The sequence below is a fragment of the Paenibacillus sp. V4I9 genome, assembly GCF_030817295.1.
Taxonomy (GTDB): domain Bacteria; phylum Bacillota; class Bacilli; order Paenibacillales; family NBRC-103111; genus Paenibacillus_E.
The window spans coordinates 148,315-167,843 of the sequence record NZ_JAUSZE010000001.1; the positions used below are offsets into that span (position 1 = coordinate 148,315).

Annotated in this window: 23 protein-coding genes and 1 riboswitch; of the genes, 22 read left to right on the forward strand and 1 reads right to left on the reverse strand. The window is 38.4% G+C overall.

Annotated elements, in window-relative coordinates; translation table 11 throughout:
* Window positions 1-4: 4 nt before the first annotated feature.
* From QFZ81_RS00625 to QFZ81_RS00725, 21 genes are all read left to right on the forward strand, one after another.
* Entirely contained in the window at window positions 5-985 is a 981-nt protein-coding gene (locus tag QFZ81_RS00625; protein WP_307600980.1) for an NERD domain-containing protein, read from the forward strand.
* 190 nt (window positions 986-1,175) lie between these two features.
* The gene (locus QFZ81_RS00630) at window positions 1,176-1,916 is read left to right on the forward strand and encodes a Fic family protein (protein ID WP_307600982.1); all 741 of its coding nucleotides are present in this window, start codon (window positions 1,176-1,178) and stop codon (window positions 1,914-1,916) included.
* Window positions 1,917-2,821: 905 nt separating this feature from the next.
* Window positions 2,822-2,916: riboswitch (cyclic di-GMP riboswitch) on the forward strand.
* Window positions 2,917-3,444: 528 nt separating this feature from the next.
* Window positions 3,445-4,017 carry a hypothetical protein gene (locus QFZ81_RS00635; RefSeq protein ID WP_307600984.1) on the forward strand — a complete coding sequence of 191 codons (573 nt, stop codon included), beginning with the start codon at window positions 3,445-3,447 and terminating at the stop codon, window positions 4,015-4,017.
* A gap of 71 nt (window positions 4,018-4,088) precedes the next feature.
* A complete protein-coding gene (locus QFZ81_RS00640; protein ID WP_307600986.1) occupies window positions 4,089-5,225 on the forward strand; it encodes a CpaB family protein in 1,137 nt (378 codons plus the stop codon).
* Window positions 5,225-5,797, forward strand: coding sequence for a hypothetical protein (locus QFZ81_RS00645; RefSeq protein ID WP_307600988.1), 573 nt, complete (start codon window positions 5,225-5,227; stop codon window positions 5,795-5,797). The genes QFZ81_RS00640 and QFZ81_RS00645 overlap by 1 nt, the downstream gene beginning before the upstream one ends.
* Window positions 5,794-6,585 (forward strand): CpaE/TadZ family protein, encoded by a 792-nt coding sequence (locus QFZ81_RS00650; protein ID WP_307600989.1) that lies wholly within the window; start codon window positions 5,794-5,796, stop codon window positions 6,583-6,585. The genes QFZ81_RS00645 and QFZ81_RS00650 overlap by 4 nt, the downstream gene beginning before the upstream one ends.
* Window positions 6,586-6,626: 41 nt before the next feature.
* Complete coding sequence (locus QFZ81_RS00655; RefSeq protein ID WP_307600991.1) at window positions 6,627-8,456, forward strand: pilus assembly protein CpaF; 1,830 nt, start codon at window positions 6,627-6,629, stop codon at window positions 8,454-8,456.
* Entirely contained in the window at window positions 8,457-10,451 is a 1,995-nt protein-coding gene (locus QFZ81_RS00660) for a hypothetical protein (RefSeq protein WP_307600993.1), read from the forward strand.
* Window positions 10,452-10,584: 133 nt separating this feature from the next.
* Window positions 10,585-11,166, forward strand: a complete 582-nt coding sequence (locus QFZ81_RS00665; RefSeq protein ID WP_307600995.1) for a hypothetical protein — start codon at window positions 10,585-10,587, stop codon at window positions 11,164-11,166.
* Window positions 11,167-11,282: 116 nt separating this feature from the next.
* Window positions 11,283-11,714, forward strand: coding sequence for a hypothetical protein (locus QFZ81_RS00670; RefSeq protein WP_307600997.1), 432 nt, complete (start codon window positions 11,283-11,285; stop codon window positions 11,712-11,714).
* 2 nt (window positions 11,715-11,716) lie between these two features.
* Window positions 11,717-12,115 carry a hypothetical protein gene (locus tag QFZ81_RS00675; RefSeq protein WP_307600999.1) on the forward strand — a complete coding sequence of 133 codons (399 nt, stop codon included), beginning with the start codon at window positions 11,717-11,719 and terminating at the stop codon, window positions 12,113-12,115.
* A gap of 3 nt (window positions 12,116-12,118) precedes the next feature.
* Complete coding sequence (locus tag QFZ81_RS00680) at window positions 12,119-12,538, forward strand: hypothetical protein (RefSeq protein WP_307601001.1); 420 nt, start codon at window positions 12,119-12,121, stop codon at window positions 12,536-12,538.
* 12 nt (window positions 12,539-12,550) lie between these two features.
* A complete protein-coding gene (locus tag QFZ81_RS00685) occupies window positions 12,551-12,838 on the forward strand; it encodes a hypothetical protein (RefSeq protein WP_307601003.1) in 288 nt (95 codons plus the stop codon).
* Window positions 12,839-12,855: 17 nt separating this feature from the next.
* Window positions 12,856-13,305: a hypothetical protein gene (locus QFZ81_RS00690; RefSeq protein ID WP_307601005.1), complete on the forward strand. Its 450-nt coding sequence runs from the start codon at window positions 12,856-12,858 to the stop codon at window positions 13,303-13,305.
* Between the two features lie 7 nt (window positions 13,306-13,312).
* Entirely contained in the window at window positions 13,313-14,287 is a 975-nt protein-coding gene (locus QFZ81_RS00695) for a hypothetical protein (protein WP_307601007.1), read from the forward strand.
* A 33-nt stretch (window positions 14,288-14,320) separates the two neighbouring features.
* Window positions 14,321-15,811 (forward strand): hypothetical protein, encoded by a 1,491-nt coding sequence (locus QFZ81_RS00700; RefSeq protein ID WP_307601009.1) that lies wholly within the window; start codon window positions 14,321-14,323, stop codon window positions 15,809-15,811.
* A gap of 14 nt (window positions 15,812-15,825) precedes the next feature.
* Entirely contained in the window at window positions 15,826-16,176 is a 351-nt protein-coding gene (locus QFZ81_RS00705) for a hypothetical protein (protein ID WP_307601011.1), read from the forward strand.
* A 56-nt stretch (window positions 16,177-16,232) separates the two neighbouring features.
* The gene (locus QFZ81_RS00710; RefSeq protein ID WP_307601013.1) at window positions 16,233-17,207 is read left to right on the forward strand and encodes a M23 family metallopeptidase; all 975 of its coding nucleotides are present in this window, start codon (window positions 16,233-16,235) and stop codon (window positions 17,205-17,207) included.
* 226 nt (window positions 17,208-17,433) lie between these two features.
* Entirely contained in the window at window positions 17,434-17,913 is a 480-nt protein-coding gene (locus QFZ81_RS00715) for a hypothetical protein (RefSeq protein WP_307601015.1), read from the forward strand.
* Between the two features lie 19 nt (window positions 17,914-17,932).
* The gene (locus tag QFZ81_RS00720) at window positions 17,933-18,211 is read left to right on the forward strand and encodes a hypothetical protein (protein WP_307601017.1); all 279 of its coding nucleotides are present in this window, start codon (window positions 17,933-17,935) and stop codon (window positions 18,209-18,211) included.
* The gene (locus QFZ81_RS00725) at window positions 18,201-18,557 is read left to right on the forward strand and encodes a hypothetical protein (protein WP_307601019.1); all 357 of its coding nucleotides are present in this window, start codon (window positions 18,201-18,203) and stop codon (window positions 18,555-18,557) included. Before QFZ81_RS00720 ends, QFZ81_RS00725 begins: the two co-directional genes overlap by 11 nt.
* Before the next feature lie 39 nt (window positions 18,558-18,596).
* Here the strand turns inward: QFZ81_RS00725 and QFZ81_RS00730 are convergent, their stop codons facing one another.
* A complete protein-coding gene (locus QFZ81_RS00730; RefSeq protein ID WP_307601021.1) occupies window positions 18,597-18,971 on the reverse strand; it encodes a hypothetical protein in 375 nt (124 codons plus the stop codon).
* A 90-nt stretch (window positions 18,972-19,061) separates the two neighbouring features.
* Here QFZ81_RS00730 and QFZ81_RS00735 point away from each other — a divergent pair, with 90 nt between their 5' ends.
* Window positions 19,062-19,520, forward strand: coding sequence for a hypothetical protein (locus QFZ81_RS00735; RefSeq protein WP_307601022.1), 459 nt, complete (start codon window positions 19,062-19,064; stop codon window positions 19,518-19,520).
* Window positions 19,521-19,529 lie beyond the last annotated feature (9 nt).

Below are 19,529 nucleotides of genomic sequence, written 5' to 3' on the forward strand. Positions count from 1 at the left end.
GGTTATGTCATTATTAAATAAATTATTTGGTCAAAAACGTACAATTCAAAGTCCAACATTCGTAAAAGACTTCACAAAAGAGAATCATCAACTAATAGCTTTGAACGAACTTTTTAATAAGGTTGTCGAAGGCGAAGAAAAGGACAATATTGAAAAGGATATAAAGCTCCTTAAATACGGAATAGATGGTGAGAATAATGTTTATTTTGAATTGAAAAATTCATTTTTACCTTTACTTTGCCTTCATGATGTTAGGTTAGAATATGAAGACTACGTTGCTCAACTTGATTTTGTCGTGATTTCAAACAAATTTACATGCATCCTTGAGACCAAGAAGTTAAGTGGTAACATCTCGATTGACTCAGACGGTAACTTCGTAAGAACCTTAAAGAACAAATTTGGGAAAGATTACAAAGAGGGAATCTACAGTCCAGTCACTCAAAATAAGAGACACGTTGATATACTTAAACACGTGCTTTCAAAAGAGCTGAAAATCAACAATTTGCCTATCTTGTCACTTGTGGTTATGGCCAATCCTAAAACGATCATTAAGAAGTATAAATGCCCTGCGGAGATCGAAAAGACGCTAATTAAGTATGACCAAATTAAAGTGACACTAGAGAAGTACCAAAATGATAAGGCGAATCAATATGATCTGGCAGAGAAGGATATGTATGATATTGCTAGCTTGCTAATCAAGCTTAATACTCCAATAGATATGGATTTCGAAGCAAAATATCAGCTCTCAAATGATAACGTACAAAGAAAAAATGAAGAAGCGCTTCGTGAAGAACTGACAGCATACAGGCTGCAAACATCAAGAGAGGAGCAAAGCAAGGCGTATTATATTTTTAACAACGCTGAGATGGATGATATGATTGCGAAATATCCAAGAACTGAAAATGAATTATTAGAGGTAAAGGGTTTTGGGAAGATAAAGATTGAAAAGTATGGTAGTGCAATTTTGAACATTTTTAATGGGTAAAAAACTTGGTTTGACTGTAAAAGGTGGATTGGATGCTTTCTAACCCAGGGGTGATGAAAAGTATTCGAAAATCATGGACTATTATGGATCTGATAGACGGAGAATAAGACTTATTTCGAGTGTAGTTAGTCAACGTCTAATTTTTTTAACTGTGATATAATGGTAATAAAAGTAAGGAGGGAGGGGCAATATGACCTTTGGTAAAATAGATCTTTTAAAAAGTAAATTAGATAAATTACGTCCTTTACCAGCGGCTGCTGTAAGAAATTTGGAGCAAGTTTATCGGGTCGAATGGACGTACAACTCTAATGCGATTGAAGGTAACACATTAACACTTTTAGAAACTAAATTAGTTTTAGAAGAAGGTTTAACAATAGGTGGTAAAAAGCTGCATGAGCATTTTGAAGTTGTTAACCATTCAGAAGCTATTTATTACGTACAAGATGTAGTAAATAGAAACATGGAATTGAGTGAGTATGTCATAAAATCAATTCATCATCTAGTGCTTAAAAACATTGACGATGAGAATGCAGGGCGATATCGGATGATCAACGTTTTGATATCAGGCTCTCTTCATACCCCTCCAAACTTCACAGTGCTCTCGGAAAAAATGGAACAGTTGATTCAATGGTATAATGAACACAAAGATAAATTGCACCCAGTTGAACTAGCCGCGGAATTTCATTTCCGTTTCGTTTACATACATCCTTTTTCTGATGGTAATGGGCGTACAGCACGGCTTTTAATGAATTTAATTTTAATGAAATATGGATTTCCACCAGCAATTGTAAAAGCAGCAAATGAGGCTCGTTTGAAATATTATGAGACTTTGGAAATAGCCAGTATACGAAATGAATTAAAACCATTCGTGCAATTAATTTCCGAATGTGTTGAGGATAGTTTGCAAAAGTACATTTGTGCGGTAAAGTGACTTGTGTTATTTAATTTATATAAACAAGATTAACAGCCAGAGAAGGAAATATAAATTCCTTCCCTGGCTGTTTTTAATTACATTTTTTCACGAGAGCTCCATTGTTAAATACATACAGTAGAAATATGAATTTCAATACATTGCTTTCCAAATAAGTATTCTTCCACTCCAAAGAAACCACTGTTTCACAAAGAAGTAGCTCAAATCATCACCCTCTCAAAAAAAATGGTTGTACTAAGTCAAAGTGAAAAAACATAGAAGCAACAGCTTCTATGTTTTTTTACTTTCCTTTAACCTTACTCGTTATCCTCATTCCAAACATCTACAAGATCAATAATCTCCCGAATATCTTTGATATTCAGAGCCTCCGCAACTCTAACAATATAGCTGAAATTCAAGTTTTGACTTCAAAGAAAACAACCCTCTCTGTAGGATAGGGTTGTTTTTGAATAAGGGGCTTATATATGTTTCTCGAGTGCAAAATATTAGGCCAATGTTTCTAGGACTTCTGGTACCAGAAAGGACATTTTTTGGTACTCATCTTCAATACTTTGTGAAAAATTCGTCGAATTCGACTTAATTCGACATTTTGATCCATTGAAAAAAGTACATGTGTCCGATATATTAAGACATACTGACATGAAATACCGTAATGGAGTCACTATATGTCGGAAATGGAGAAAGAGAGTTTCTGCTTTAGTTGTGGTAAGCGAAGGAAACGTACTTTTTTCAACAAAATATTCCAATAAAAGAGGATTTAATCAAATTTAGTCGTATATATGTATGATATAGGTATGTAGACTCATATTAAAGAGGAGAAATAATGCAACTTTTTTCATAAGTTAAGCCATCGATTTTTGGGCACAAAGAAAAGTTAGATCGACAATGAAATTAAGAGCAGTTGTAATTGAAAAAGGCAAACCTGACCGAAAGGCAGGGACGCAAAACTACGGGCCTTACCGTTTTCAGATGAAAACGATGTGGCAGCCGGGTCGCCTCTTGCTATTGGTCTTTTTTTTTGTCTTTTTGTATATCTTAGGTTTTCCAATTGTACGGGTGTATATAGCCATATTGTATAAGCCTAATATCCTATTTTTAAAATCTCCACTGGGAAGATTTAGTTCTGTGTACTTAGTAGAGAATTGCAAAATACAGGTGGTGATAGTGTGTTTAGAACCTTGGTGTGGACATCCATTTTCGTTTTGTTTTTAATTGCGGGTTATTGGTGGGTACAAAAAGAACCTGGAATAGACCCAGCTTTAAAAAGTATTTGCCCTAAACTATGTTAATCCAGATGGTACGCTATATGATCCTACCAACTCGATTGGTGTAAGCAGTATAGAAAACCTTGGGTTTGAAAAGAAAGGGAACACCTTATACATCACGTATGGAAAACAGGCCTTCAAGGTAAATTTGGATAAAAATACCAATAATATAACCGAATATCTGAAAGCTTTAGGTCTAACCATTGAGTTTGATCAAGCAGGAAATGTGATGCTCAAGTATCAAGGGGAAGTGGTGAAAGAGTTTGAATAAGCGAGCGGTGATAGTGGGTTCGCCTCTGTTATTACTAGTATTAGCAGGTTTTTATTTTTCTTTAGCTGCTTCACATGAATCTGAAATTAAATTACCAGCTGAGGTGGTAATAGTCAAAGAGGTGGAGGCAAATGGAGAGCATTATATCAATTATGTGCAGGGAGATACCTTATTTTTGAAAGATATGAATACGAGGGTCAGTACGCCGTTACGAAAAGTAACAGGTGGTGTACGTCAATTGATTACTAGAAAGAATGGTACACCGATTACTTCTTATACCTATATGTCTGGTAATACCATGGTTGATCCTGTGAGTTTGAAAATAGGAATAAAACAATCCATCCCTTATACATATGATTCAGCTTTGGAAAAGAGTTTCGTATATTTGGAAACATTGCTCTACGATGGGTGGGAAATTACAGGGTTTTACAGCGATTTCAGTTACGTTGATTACTACTTAAAGAAAAATAATGTAGTTTCTAGATTGATAATTTTAGAAAATAGCATGAAAACCTTTTATGAAATTAAAGGGACTATGCCCGATCCTTGGACATATGTCAGTTAGAAACAACAACAATCAATTCTTTATACATAAATGAGCTATAAACTCTCAAGTAGTACATGGAGGATGCACGAATGAATATAGAATGGAATTTGAAGACCATCATTATAGCTGCGGCAATTGCGATAATACTCATCGGTACCAATGTAGGTCAATATTTTATGATATGGGGACCGAAACAGCGAGCGTTAACAGCGTCGTATGATAAAGAACTAGGTGCTCTAAAAGCCAAGATCAATAAAATTGGCCCTATGGTTGAGGTGTGGACGGTCAAAGACGGAGTTGAAGGTTTATTTCCAGGTAAACAAATCGATCCGAATGATCTAGATATGAAGCAAATACCGGAATCTTTTATTAATCAGAGTTTTATCTTAGATCCTGAAACCGTAATAGGTAAATATTACAGAGTGGGACTGACTTCAGGAACACCGCTCAGCAAAGATTTAGTAATGGAAGATCCCTTGGACGATACGATTAGGGAATATGACGTAGTTGCTAGTGTAATGCCGATTGGATTGAAAGTCGGAGATTACGTAGACTTCAGAATTGTGTATCCATTAGGGGAGGATTACATCGTATTACCCCGCAAAAGGGTGGAAGCTATCAACGATAAAACAATTAAATTTAAGTTAAACGAACAAGAGATTCATTTTTACCAAGCTGCGCTTATCGACTATTTCTTACAAGTAAGAAATGGTTCAACATTGTACTTAACAAAATACTTAGAGCCTGGCATACAAAAGGCGGCAACGCAATATTACTCTGTACCTAAAAACATACTAGCTATTATGATAGCCGATCCAAATATTGTACAAAAGATAAATGCTCAACTTAACAATACATCCCGAACGATGATTGATGCTGGAATAGCTGGTGTATCCCCAGAGGTTGGACAAGCTATATCGTCAGGAAGAAATGAAATAATAGGAAAGATTGATAGTGGATCGACTCAACTGAAAAATGATGAGAAAGCGCGCCAAGATGCTGAAGCTCAAGCTGATGCCCAAGCCAAAGCCGGGTTGCCGGCACCGAAGCCATCGTCTTCACCAAGCGCAACCTCAACACCAACATCTAATTCAACGAATAGTGGGTCGACTGGTAATAAACCACCGAGCAGTAATTCAACGAACTCAACAAGCAGTAATGAACAGAAGAAAAACACTGCTCCTGGTGCACCGCTTCTGAACATAGAGAAGGGTGTGGTTGAGTAATGTTAATAGGTGTGTGCGGCTATACAGATAAACGGCCGGTTATCTACGCTTTGATGAAATTATTGCAGGCAACAGGTGATGTAGCTTTATTCAGTAACAATCGACACTATAAAAGGCTATTGGAACATGGTGAATCCCAAGGACATATGGCGAATATCATGATTTCGGTATCAGATGCTTCTCCGGATGAAATATTTGAAGAAGTTGGGTACACCGTGGATGATTTTGACCATATCATTTTCGATATTCAAGATACAATTCCTGAAAATCTTTCTTTCATTATCTATGTAAAGAGCTATAAACCAAACGAGGATGAGCAAGCTTTTCTGGATATTCTAGGTGCGTATGAAACGGTCAAAATAATCTATGATGGCAAGAGAGACAAAGGAGCTATTAACGTTATGCCTTTATCTCAGATCTGGAAAAGGGTGGAGGAGATTGAAACTTTTCATATTTTATCACCTATTCCATCTAAGGAGCTGAATAAAGGGTTGGCTGCCATGCTGGCTCCCAACCTGAATATAACTTTCAAGGCTGCCTATGCGCTTCTAACAAGGAGGTGGGGTAGATGAAAATAGCCATCATATCTCCTGATCGAAAACAAGGCGGCACCACGATTAGTGTCATGTTGGCTTTGGCATTAGCCCAAACACAAAATCTGACGACTTGCCTGACTTATACCGGCAATGATAATAAGGCGGTTGCTAGTTTTCTAGGGTTAAAGACATTGGAGGATAAGACACGTAGTCTTACTCAGGTTATTAAGCTGCTTGAGGCGAATGCTATATCAGGTGATGAGATCTCAGACTATTGTTTAAAGCTCCCAGGCGTTCCTAACTTGCAAATCATTGATACAGCATCGGATACGATATCTAATGAAGACAACACGAAGCTTCTGAAGTTTGTTATCGAGAATCTGAATCATGAGATGGTCATTACAGACGTAGCGACGGAGATTTATGACGAAATAACTAGATCAGTCATAGATAACTCGGATCTGGTTGTCATGGTTCTTACACAGTCTAGAGATGTAGCAGATAAATTAAAATATTGGGAGTCTGTGGGGGTCATGGATTATCTCAATAAAAAAGGCTTAGTGTTTATCTTTAATCAGTTTGATCCCTATGTGGAAGCTTTTAGAGATACAACTAAGAGAATCAATTTAAGGCACAGACGGTGTGCAAAAATTAGCTATAACGCTTTTATTAAACGCACCAGCAATATGGGGAAGTTGCAAACGATTCTTCCCTATATTATCGATAAAGATCCGCGTGTCATAGAGCTAAATAATGATTTGAAAGAGTGCCTTATGATTATTTTAGCTAATTTAGGCAGGAAAACGATTTGGCCGCAAGGTTAATGGTGGTGATGTAAGGTTTAGCTTGAATGGAGGATGTACATGTGACTTTAAATTCACTACTGATCATGGTTACCATCTTGTGCATCGCATTGTTGGTGACGTTTCTATATCTGAAGTCTAAACGGGAAAGACCTGATATCGAGCAATCGGATAAGCTAACATTCGATAGATTGTTAGATATAGTAAAGTATAGCTTGGCGGATCTGATCAAAGATGAAAACTTCGCGGGACTAGCGGACGAAGAGTTCGAGTCAATGTATAAAAGGAAAGCACGTATCGTGGATGCTATGCGTAATTGTGTTTATGGCATCGACTCAGCAAAGCTAATCGTTCAAGATTTAATAAGAAGCATTGTAGCGGATGTATTAAAGACCGAGGATGACATTCTACAAGTATTTGATTTCCGAGCAAATTACTTGGAGCCTCGCGTGAAGTTTGAGATTTTAATGTATTTCTATAAGAAAAAATATGGCAAAGATGCGCTTTCCGAGATGATCAAAGAGTATCGATTAGATCGGGAACGTTATGTGATTGAAGATAAAACGCAGCCGTCATATCTTATTTTAAATGAAGATATAGATGCCATTTACACTGAGAAAAGTTTCGATCTTACTTACCATGTGATGCTAGATATACTCTCTGTCATGTTATATCAGAAATACAAGGGTTTCGGTGTCATCGATACATTGCGGGAAATGAATATCAATGGATTCAACTGCGGTACTTCTGGGTCAATTCTGAGTGCTCTGCTTAACAAAGATAAAAAAATTATGAAAGCACCTAGGTCAGTATGGTTATATTTCAACGGCAAGTATATTCATCTTAGATTCTTGACCTTTCATTCGGAAGAAGAATTAAGAAGGGTCGTACAGTTGTTATGTCGTTACAACAATCCGGGCCCTTTGACAGAGAAGCGTGGATTTCTGGTTAACACGATGTATGATAAATCACGTGTTTTGGCGATGAGACCTCCGGCATCTGAATATTGGGCTGTTTTTATCCGTAAATTCACCTTGAGCGATTCTTCACTGCCTGCACTTATTGATAAGCCTTATGTGAATGATGCCTTTCTTGCGATCAATCTGGTGATGTATCTGATGATGGGGCAAATTACTTGCGGATTTACCGGACGGCAGGGTGCAGGGAAGACAGTAATGATGACAGCTGCTGTGAAGTTCATAGATCCGAGATATACCATTCGTGTATTAGAAATGGCACCGGAGATGTACTTACGCGAATTGTATCCAGAGAGAAATATTTTATCCGTACAAGAAACTGATTATGTATCTGCATCTGAGTTGCAAGATGCGTTGAAGAAATCAGATGCTGCGGTATCTATCGTCGGGGAAGTTGCAACAGATCCTATTGCAGCCCGGATGATTCAAATGGGACAAGTAGCATCCATCTTCACGATCTTTTCACATCACGCGAACGTTGCGGAGCAATTAGTTTATGCGATACGTAACTCACTAGTTAATGCCGGAGGGTTCTCGGGGAATATGATTACAGCCGAGCAGCAGGTCATCGACGTAATTCGAGTAGATATCCATCTCAACTACACCACTGATGGTCGTAGATACATTGAGAGAATTTCCGAAATCGTAAGGCTAGAAGTAAGCGTGCCTTATCCAGAGTACGACAGGAATGATCCATTGAACTCTATGAATGAAATTACCAAAGAATATTACAATCGACAGACGGATAGAAAGACGTTCACAACAAGGGATATTTTAAAATATAACCTAGAAACGAATACATACGAAACATGCGATTGGTTTACCACGGAATTAACACAGAAAATGCTTGACGTCATGCCGTTAGACAAGGTGAAAGATTTCAAGAAATTTATCTTGGATAATTGGAGGTTATAAGTGATCTTTCTAATTATAGGGATAATTTTCACGGCAACTATCGGAATTACGATGGTTATCATCTCGGATAAGAAAAAGGCAGCCTCAAGAAAAGGCTATGCGAAAAAGAATAAAGGATTTATCTCCTTATCGACTTATTTTAGAATGAGTAAATTTCTAGATGATTTCTTCTTAACGCGGGGCAGTTTCAGAAAAGTGAAATCTATGGTAGCCGATTTGTCGGTATACACAAGCCAAGAGATCAAGGTATATGCCGTACGTGTCTATGCGACCTCTGCCATGTCTTCAATGGTATTGATTGTATCAGGCGCAATTATCTTCAGGGATTTGTTTTCTACTTTATTGGTCTTGCTATACGCAATTATTATGAACAATGTTTTAATACATAAGCAAATTGATAGCGTTCATTTCAAGCTTTTGAAACAGCTATCCATGTCCTTATCATCTTTAAGGCAAAACTACCTAAGGTTAAATTCCATTCCTCAAGCTGTCGCAGAAACGGAAACGGGCTCAGAGCTGCATCGTGCTTTCGAGGAAATCTATATCATGTTAACAGATGTGGATGGGAAACAGCGGCTAGAGGAATTTTATGCAACTACGCCATTTAAGTTGTTATGCACCCTGGCCGGTGTATGTTTCATACTCAATAACTCAGGTGACACGAAGCTGCGTGACGGTACTTCCAACTTTCTCCAAGCTATGGGTATGATGGCGGACGAGGTGAATTTAGAGATTAGGCGTATCTCTTTGCAAAAGGCTCGATTCGGCGCATTGGAGTATTTGCCTGTCGCTCCATTGCTAGCTATCGGAGTAATTGAGAGTTTCTTCACTTCCATTATTCCTGGAACTTCCGTGATGTATAGCGGGCCGATAGGATATATTTCGAGAACGGTTATATTACTTGCTTCGATTGTTGGATACACGGTTATTGTGAAAGTAAATAGCGCAGTCTCTGTGAGGAAAGATGATCGTAACGGCATCGCAATGTACCTTCTAAAGCGTGAATGGTTTATAAAAATAGTGAACGATATCATGCCTAAGAAGCAAATAAAGAAAGCAAGGAAGCTGCGGATCATCAAGGGTGCTCTTAGCATGACAGATTTACGTCATATGTACGGGAGCAAGATCATTTACGCTTGTATGGCCTTCTTGATGGCTATGATATGCATGTTTTTCGCTGTGAACTTAGGCAAGCAGTTTGTTTATAGCAATGTAAAAGAAGTTTCTCTAGTCGGTGGAGAAAAATTAACGGCGAAAGACATCCAGATTAGAAAAGATATGGATGAGTTTTATTTATCCAAGCCTCAGTTGCCTAGTGAAAATCAAACGAAAGAGTTGGTGAAGGCAAAACTTCCTAAACTGCCTCCTTTCGACCAAGATGCGCAAGTTAAGAGGCTAAAGGAAAAGTATATCAGCTATCATAACACTTACTTTAAGTGGTGGATGATAATCATAGCTTTCCTTGTAGCTGTAGGTTTCTATCAAATTCCGGAACTATTGCTAAGAGGTAGAGCGTGGCTGCTGAAAACAGAAAGTGAAGAAGATGTATTACAACTACAAACGATTATTTCTATTTTAATGAATACGTCAGCCGATACGCTTGAAACGTTATATTGGCTAGAGAGGCAAAGTAGAGTGCATAAAAATGCCATACTAGATGCCTATCATGAATATCCGTCTAATCCCGATCTAGCTCTTAATCGTTTAAAAGCAAAAGCAGTTCTCCCCGGATTCAAAAGATTAGTGGATAAGCTAATACTTACCATCCACCAAATATCATTAGGGGAAGCTTTCAGTGATCTTGTGACAGAGCGAGATCATGTCATGCGAATTAGAGAAGTCTCACAGAATACAACACTCAACAAGAAGAGATCGATGGTCAGCCCTTTGGCTATGGCACCTCTTGTGTTAACGGCAATTCTATATATTCTGTTACCGCTGGGTATATTGGGCTTTAAAGAATTTATGTCTGCTCTGGCGAATGTCAAACACTAGTGTTAACTCGATTACGCTAAGGGGGTGAGTATGTTTGAATAATGTACCGTGGGTTCCGATTTTGTAAGATTGATTTTATTGGAAAGTTTGTTCACAAAACCATAAAAATAGGGATATAAGGAGTGAGTAATCAATGGAAGGCGAATTGGGATCTGGCGCACGAATAGCGATAGCATTGATTGTAATTGGGGTAATTATTTCGGTTATTTTCGTTATTTTAGGATTTACTAGGGGGACAACGAATCAGGGGATTACAACCGTTCAGAACTCGATGGACTCCATGTCTTTGGCTCAGTTCGATGATTATGATCAGAAGATTTTGTCAGGTACACAAGTGATTTCTGCGATTAAATTATTTGAGGGTAGACCTGTAGCTACGGTTACAAAGACAACATCACAGATGGCGCTTACGCCAGATACAGGGTTCAATTATGGTGCTATTTTAACAGGTGATAATATTACTGCTGCTACTGCTACAACTCCTGCTTCTTATATAACTACTACTGGCGCCTCTGGATTACGTAAAGCAAATACTACTGATTCCTTCTTTACAGGGGGGTTAGCTGGAAATGGTAATATAACCTACAATATGGTTTATATTCCCATGACAGAATCGGGAACTAGACCATTTGTTCGGCCAACTGCTAAATTCCTAGCAGAACTAATTAAAGATACCACAGGAACGATTATTGGGGTTTGTTTTACTCAACAATAGCATCGACAGCACTAAATATCTTTTTATATTGTTAAGATTCGCGAAAAGCTAGTTCAGCTCTCGCGAATTCTTATAGAGTATAGAAAATAGTTTTTAAAGTAAGAGGAGGATCTCATATGAATGAATGGCCTGCGGCGGTCTGGGCGAGCATAAGTGCGATGACAGCGGCTCTTGTTCTAAGTTTTGTAGTGGTGTTGGGGTCTCTAGCAAGAGAGAGTGCAAGCATACAGCAAGAAGATGATAATGCAGTCGCTATCGTGAAAGAGCATAGACGTTATAGTCAGTTTGATGGAACAACCAATTTATACCCGCAAGATGTTATATCCGCTATTGCAGAATCCAGAGGGATGCCTGAAATATGGGTGGACACAACTGCAGGAACCAATGTTAATTTTAATTGGAAATGGGTCTCTACAACGCCAGCGTCTCAGTTTTCAACGACTTATCTAACTGACCCTAACTTGTTTCCGATAACAGCAAGATATGACTCCACTTTAGTGAAAGACTTAAATGGCGCTATTACCCATATTGAGTTTAGGAGGCAGTAGGCATGGATAATGAAGTAAGCAATGCTGTTCATATTACTGTCCATCTTATAGTGATTTCGGTAATCATTGGCATGTTGTCTTTGTTCACTACTATGAGTCAAAGCTTCGGAAGGAATGCCGTAACAACTGTTGCTGATATACAGGCAGAAACATATGCAACTGAGTTAGTCAACACGGCGGCTTACGGGGCTGCCCCAGCAGCAAGTGTCTTTGTCATGCTGCAAAAGAATGCGAATGCGATACGTTCTATAACCGGTTCAGTGACCAAAACACCCTTAACAAATCCCGTAATAATCCCTATAACGAGTGTTAACGACTTAGCCCAAGTGTTTGAATTGAAGGTACGCCTAACCTTAACGAAAACAAATGACATGTACGATGTTGTGGTAGGAGATGAATAATCAATGAACGAGTCAGATGATGCATTCGATGCCATCATTTTAATCATGGTCTTAGCTATCTTTACACCGATCATGATTTATTGCGCAATTCCATTCTTCAAAGGGGATGTGGGTGGTTTTGGGGTGCAGATTGAGAAGACAGCACTCGAAACAAAAAGTGAGATTGTACCTACAGAACGAGATATGACAACGGATGATATTATGCTGATGTTAGTCGTAGCGGATCGTAATACCCCTTCACCCAAAAAAATAAGGTTGAATACTTTTGGAGCTCCTACAGAGTTCTCTATAGATGACAATTTTCTTGCCAATAAGGTGTTGATGCTGCAAAATGCCAAAGCAGCTATGCCGTCAACTGTACCGGTACATCTAGAATTATTTACAGGACCATCAGGTATGAGATTCTGGGATGTACATCCATAAGGGGGGAGCACAATGAAGTTATTTGGCATTCTATTTCCATCTTTCCGTAAAGGAACTTCTGTCATCGTAGCAAGTCCCACTTGTGCCAGAGGAGAGAGGGCTGAGTTGTTATTTGAATTCTTAGATCCATCTAATAAGTACAGAAGAAACTTATATGGAGCAATCAAGAGAAATACTAAAGGACATATTGTTTCACTAATGAAATACAAAGATCCTGAAGGGGATTCTTACATTTACTATGGAGTTCTTATCAAAGAAGTCTTATATGCAATAGAAGAAGAAAGACTAGCAAGAGCTTAAGGCGGGTGGATTAGAAATTGACAGATATACTTAACAAGGTACTTGGAGTCATATTAGCTTTTACTATTTTAGCCGGAGGCCCCCTCATTCTCAATACAATGAGTAAGGATTTAACCATGAATAGAAGTGTTTTAAACGAAATGACAAATCTAATAAATAAAGTAGCGGATAATGGCAGACTATCATCGACAGATTTATCAGACTTTTATTTAGGGGTCTCCTCTCATGGTGTGTCTATGGATGCTACGGTAAAAAGATATATGAAAGTAGTAAATCCTGATGGGTCTGGCGGCACTTATACTTCTTATGTTCTTAATGACAATACAACAACCTGGAACGCTGGGGACATAATCAAAGTCTCAGTAAAAGCAATTGACTATACTGGAGCGCAAAGAATACAAAATAGACTCTTACATCTCATTCCACCTAAGTTCGACCAAACTTTAGCCGGCATGGTGCGAAAGTAGGTTCGATATGAGTAAAAATTTTGGTGTAGTCAATATCGTAGGAGTACTCTTCCTCGCAGCTTTGTTAATAGGATTTACGACCTATGTTTATAAAGAGCGAAATGAAATTGAACAATTAAAATTATCCTATGCCATTGATTATTCAACGGATGCTGGAGCAATGGCGATGTTGAAAACTGGCAGCCTTGATATGGATTACACGATGAATAAAGCATTCACAGTGAATCCACAGCTTGCATTGGATACATTTCTAGATGTATTTTGCTTCAACTACGACCTGCAGCCCACTGCACAGAACAAAGCAATCATTAAGGATTATATCCCCGTAGCCGCTGTTGCTACTTTCGATGGTTATTATCTAGCCTCACAACAACTGGTCAAAAATGGTGGAGGTAATTACCCAGAGACAGCGGCCAAGGATGTGGATTGGGACTTAACTTTTGGCATGAAAATCCCCTATACCCACAATTACTTGGGAACGAGTTACGCTCTGAATATGGGATTAGAATACACGCTAGCTTTAACCGGAAACAACTTAACTAAACAAATGGGATTACCGCCAACAGCTGCAGGTACTATGTCTCAAACAGATGCAAGAGTAAAGATAAACGACATCATTTCTAATGATATGGCGAATAGCATAAGCAGAACCAACAATAATAATCCGAATTGGAAAAACAATTTCTACATACCTAGCCAATTGACCACATTCAGCGGGGTCAATCCGATAGAAGGCCCTAGCTTTCTAGTTCTTGTACAAGGTGTGACTTTGTCTACATCTAGACCTATAAGTGGATTCAGCATTGCCGGCACTAAGATAGACACAGCTCGTATGGTGGCAGGATATGTACGTAATGGTGCAAATTATTATTGTTATGTAGATAAAATTCCAGGGAGCGTAACTGTAAATAATTTGTACTCCACAGTAAAAGAAGCAGCACTAGCAGGATACTATGCAGATCTTGAATTTATGAAAAAATAATGGAAGTCTATTCAAGATAGGAGGTGGGACAGATTGTCTCTAATCAAAATTGATATAGATTTAGTTAAGAACAGTAATAGAGATTTGAATCAAAGCTTCAATAAGATCTCCAATGTGAAGAGCTCGTTATCTTCAGTAGGTAACAGTGTGGATCCTGCAATTGCTTCTCGTAGAAATATCAGGGCTAGATTAAATACTTCAAGTCATGCTTTGCATGAACTGGATACGAGACTAAGAGAGCTAATGTCTTTTATCGAACACGCTATGGATGGATATAGCAGAACGGAAACCGAATTGAACAAAAAGGCACTATCGATAGGGGAAGGAAGTCACAAGCGGACGTTTTCAAGCTTATTTGTCGAGACCATTCATCAAGCAAGCAAGATGCGCGACGATTTTGAAAGTAAATCCAAACATTGGATCGACCAAGGAGCGCAATTCGTTAACGATTACATTGATCGTTCCACGTATAAAGGTCAGAATCAACGAGTGGTACAACGGTTTATAAAAGGCACGATTTTAAATAATAAAGTTACACATATGCTGATCAAAACCGTAGATGAAGGATTTCAACTCAAGTCTTATTTTGAAGCAGGTGTGGCCAAAGGGGTAGTCGATAGCGTAGCTGGATTAGCCAAACTTGGGATAACCGTGAGCGCATTACAACAGAAAATAAATCCGCTGACAATGAGCTTAGAAGCGGCGGCTTACGTTGTAGATACTGCATCGAGTGCTGATCCGTTAAGGAAAGTGAAGCAAGATATGATCGACTCCGCAGAACATTCCGTGGAGATCGGAAGAAACTTAAGTCAAATTCCTGGGAAGCTTTATGAAGCTGCCGCAGATACAGCACATGAATTTGGACAAGTAGATGCTAATCGCAAAGCGGGCATGTTAGGTTATGGCTCGGAGAAAATTGCGGAAGTTTTAATCCCTTTTTCCGGTGTAGCTATAAGAGGGGCGAAAGTAGCTGAAGAGGGTGCGGTACTTGTTGATGATGCTGCGAAGCTTGCACAAGTAGGCAAGGTTGAAGAGAAGGTTTCTTCGTCTATTACGGGAAGTACTACTCCTACAAGATTACCTGATAACATGTTCGGAAAAAATGATGCTGATCCATTTAGAGATATATACGGACCTGGGCGAATTTCCCATCCAGAGGAATGGAATAGTATTATTAAGCAAGCACAGGAAGCCAAGGTTGAAGTAAGAATTCTGGATAGAGACATTATGGCATATGCACCTAAAGGGGCTGTTCCAGGACAATTAAATATTTATAAAGATGCTTCGATAAGTGCCTTAAGACATGAGTATCAACATTTTCTTGATGACATGGCTAAAGGATTTCCAAAATTGGATGTTACGTATGAGTTTAAAAATAGAATAATTATGGAACTCAGAGCATATATGGTGGAAATAAAAGAAGCAGAAAAAATCGGAAATAAAGCTCTTGTTGAACAACTTTGGAATAATTATCGAGCAGAAAGACAATATTTAATAGATAACTATGGGCCAATAAAAGAATAGTAGGAGATGAAATTATGAAACCCTTAACTTTAGCAAAAGAGATACGAGAAGGTAAATTAAACGATGTTGAACTTGTTAATTGTCTAGATATTCATCATAATCAGGTGCAATTTAGTGCCATAAGTCAAATTGTTCGGAAAAAATTATGCAATGAAAAGATTATCGAAAAATTAGTTTATATCAGCCAATATAGAGATCCTATCGTTAACAAACTTTTTGGAATAGATACTCTGGGACATTATAGTGCTGCTGCACTTTGGGCTTTAAATACGCCAGAATCCAAAAAACAATATGAACTATTGATGAATGAACTTGATGAGTGGGATAAAGAAATCGTAGAAAGAATAGCACATGGTATGAATTAATAAAGAGTAAGAAATTTATAAGATACGAAGTGAATCAGCTCGGGGGGAGGAATCCTTTGGAGATAAGAAAGGTGGTACTCGTGTTTAGAGTCATTTATATAGCTTTGTTGCTCTTAGTTTTCTCTACTTCCTTCGCGCACGCAGAAGATGCCTCTGTCCTATTAAACAAGTACGGTGTGGCGGTTGATAATGCAGCAGCAGAGGGCGAAAAGCTGGGTCTCATGGAAGAAGAATATACCAGAGTAGCTCAAAAAGTGAATACGAATACGATGTTGTCTGCAGCCTCGGATTTGAATGATCAATTTAATAAGGAAGCATTAAAGAACATGGATTTAGAAATTTACTCCCTATCGGATGCGCTTAACGCAACTGAGGCATTAATGAACAATAGTAAAGAGAGAGATGTAGCTTTTATTATGAACCTTGATTCCAAGTACAGATCTATAGTTGCTAAGCTTGAAGCTAAACGTAAAGCAAGAAACTTTTGGGTCGAACAATCCAAAGTAAATAATCCTGTAATCATACAGAACGTTGAGCAAGATAAGCGGAGAATGAATGTTTTAAACAATCAACTAGTCGAACAAAGGGAGAAGTATCAACAAACGCTATCCTATCCAGAGTTAGGAGAGGTGACGCATTTTAAATCTCCTTTAGAAATACCAGTGCGAATGACTTCACCATTTGGAGAAAGGTTAGATCCTATTACAAGGGAATCTATGACATTCCATAAAGGCATGGATATGCATGCTTCTGAAGGTACAGCTGTTTTGGCAGCTTTTAATGGCATGATTGAGGAGGCTTCGAGTAATTCTGAATTAGGTAATTATATTGTAATTAATCATGGCCATGGAATAAAAACCTTATATGGTCATTTATCTAGCCAACAAATTGTAAAAAATCAACAAGTGAAACAATATCAAGTCATCGCTAAATCGGGAAATACGGGCTCGCAAACTACCGGTCCTCATTTGCACTTCGCTGTGTTCATTGATGGAGTAGCTGTAGATCCTGGAGTTTTTGTGCCGCATTAGAAATAGACTAAGCCCCATGGGGCAATCTTATGAAGATAATTGGGGTGGACTTCAAATGTTAGTGGTTTCGAAGGAACGATACGTGCCCGTCACAATTAACACCGTAGTTCTATCGAAAGAAGACTGGTACTTCTATGTACATAGAGATGTGTACGATCAAGCAGTTGTACTTTCAGATAGCTACAAAACTATGGAGATTATAACTGATTTAATTGGAGGTCCAAGGTTGAACGATGACACAGTGTCGTGGTTCTTCGAAAATGCACCTAAGCCAATCCACATATTAGCTCCTTACCTTTCCTTAATAGACACAGAAATAGAACAAGATATGGAGTTATGCTGCGGAGTGCTGCATGCGATCACAGCGATGATTAACGTTCGTAATTTTATAAATAAGCCAGTAGAGGTTCGAAAAAGCGTCATATTTTCTCATTCTATAAAAGAAGAATACGAAATGGCATGGGATCGTTTCTTCATGTCAGCTATACCTTACGAACAACGACATATCTTAACGCAATCCGTTGGCAGCATTCCCACCGGAATTCCTAACGACTCTTTAGGAGTCATTACACAGGCAGAAGCTGACAAAACCACGATTTTGCCAATTTTTAAGAGTAATTCGGATAAGAATGTAGATACTTCAACATCGGCATCAGGTAATTCAACTGCGGCTGAGAGAAAAGCTACTAAAAACTTACTTAAATAGTAGTATGGAGGGGATTTGGGTGAGCATTTTAATAACGTTGGAAAAAGAAGGAGCGGGAGTGCAGAAGTCTATGGCGATTTTAGCGGATGAATTGCAGGCTCTTCGTTCAAATGCAGAATATCTCAGAGATATTTATGGCAAAGCCGCTGCTGCAACTGATTTAACATTTATTAAAATTATTGAAGAACAATATGAAATTTTGACGGAAGAGTTCAATAACTTGGCTGACGCCGTGTCGAAAGTGCAAGCTAATTTGGATGGTATTAGTGATTACGGAGGTGATCAAGATGGGAGGTAAGTCGAAAATTTTCGACCCTAAACAGTTGGAATCCATCTACCTTGAAAGTCGCGATTTTAATCAAAAAGTAGAAACGAGCATGCACATTATCCAGAGTGAGCTAGCCAAGCTAAATGACCCTTCTTCACAAATTGGGCTAGCCGATGAACATGGTCATAATGCTAAGGAGTCAATTTCCAACCTAAGTGATGCAATAGGAGTTCTCAAACGGACACTCGAGACCACAAATAAGTTCATCGAAGTTAGATTAGCTGGGGCTGCTCAGCTTGCCCGTGAAAAGCATCTTTCCGCTGCTGACGTTGGCCGAACTCAAGGCTTTCCTATGGATTTAAACTTAAAGAAGTGATTTAACAACGTCAGTTCTGAATAAAACAAATGTGGTCTACTAAATAAAATACATATAGGCATAAAAAACTAAACAGATAATTATAACCATGCCGAATACGACCCATACGGTGTTTACTCGTCTCTGGGACAATTTCTCTCGTTCTTCGTAATCAAAGAGGGTATCCGTTCGCGGGATGGTTAAATCCTCCTTAAATTCACCACATACTAAAGATAAAAGTAATAATTCATCTTCAGGTGTAATATCGGTAGGTACGATCTCGTCAACCGCAACAATTTCAATGGAATTGTTACTATTATCTCTTATCACTCCAACGCCATTATCGCAAATGAAGTAAGAGAATTGTCCCGGAAGGACCTTATTTGTTCCGAATCTTGCTGAGAATTCAGCCGGTGTAGTCTCACTTGTTTTCAACGCCAATAATCCTTTCTATTCATAGATTTCCCAAGCGTTACAGTTTTGGTTCAGAGGTGTTGATAATAACATGTCAAACGGTGGTTCGCAATGACTTATTTAAGTATTTTCGCTCTCATTGTAGTTATCTTCTTTCTTTCTAAGATGCTATCTAGTATCCATTTTTCAAGGTCAGCGTTCAAAAGAAAATCGGAGCTTATATCAAAGGAATTATTTGAATTTTTGGAAAAAGCAGATGATGCCTACATCTTAACACACGAAGCGATTGAGATCAGCTTTTTCAGCAAGTATGCGACCAGTCATGTATGCAATGAAGTTATGGAGTCGATTTACAAGAACCCAGCTAAGCTGTTTGGGACCAAAAAATACAGAGAAAGAATCTGGTGTGTTATGCAACAGCAGAAGAATGAAATCGTTCTACGAAAAGAAATATCCCACAAGCGTATTAAAGTGAGAAAAGGAATTAAAGTAGCGCTTGGTGATGATATGGTGGAGTATTGGACAATATCTCACGGTGCGGACGGTTTCTTGGTAGAAGATGTATCTTAATAAATTATT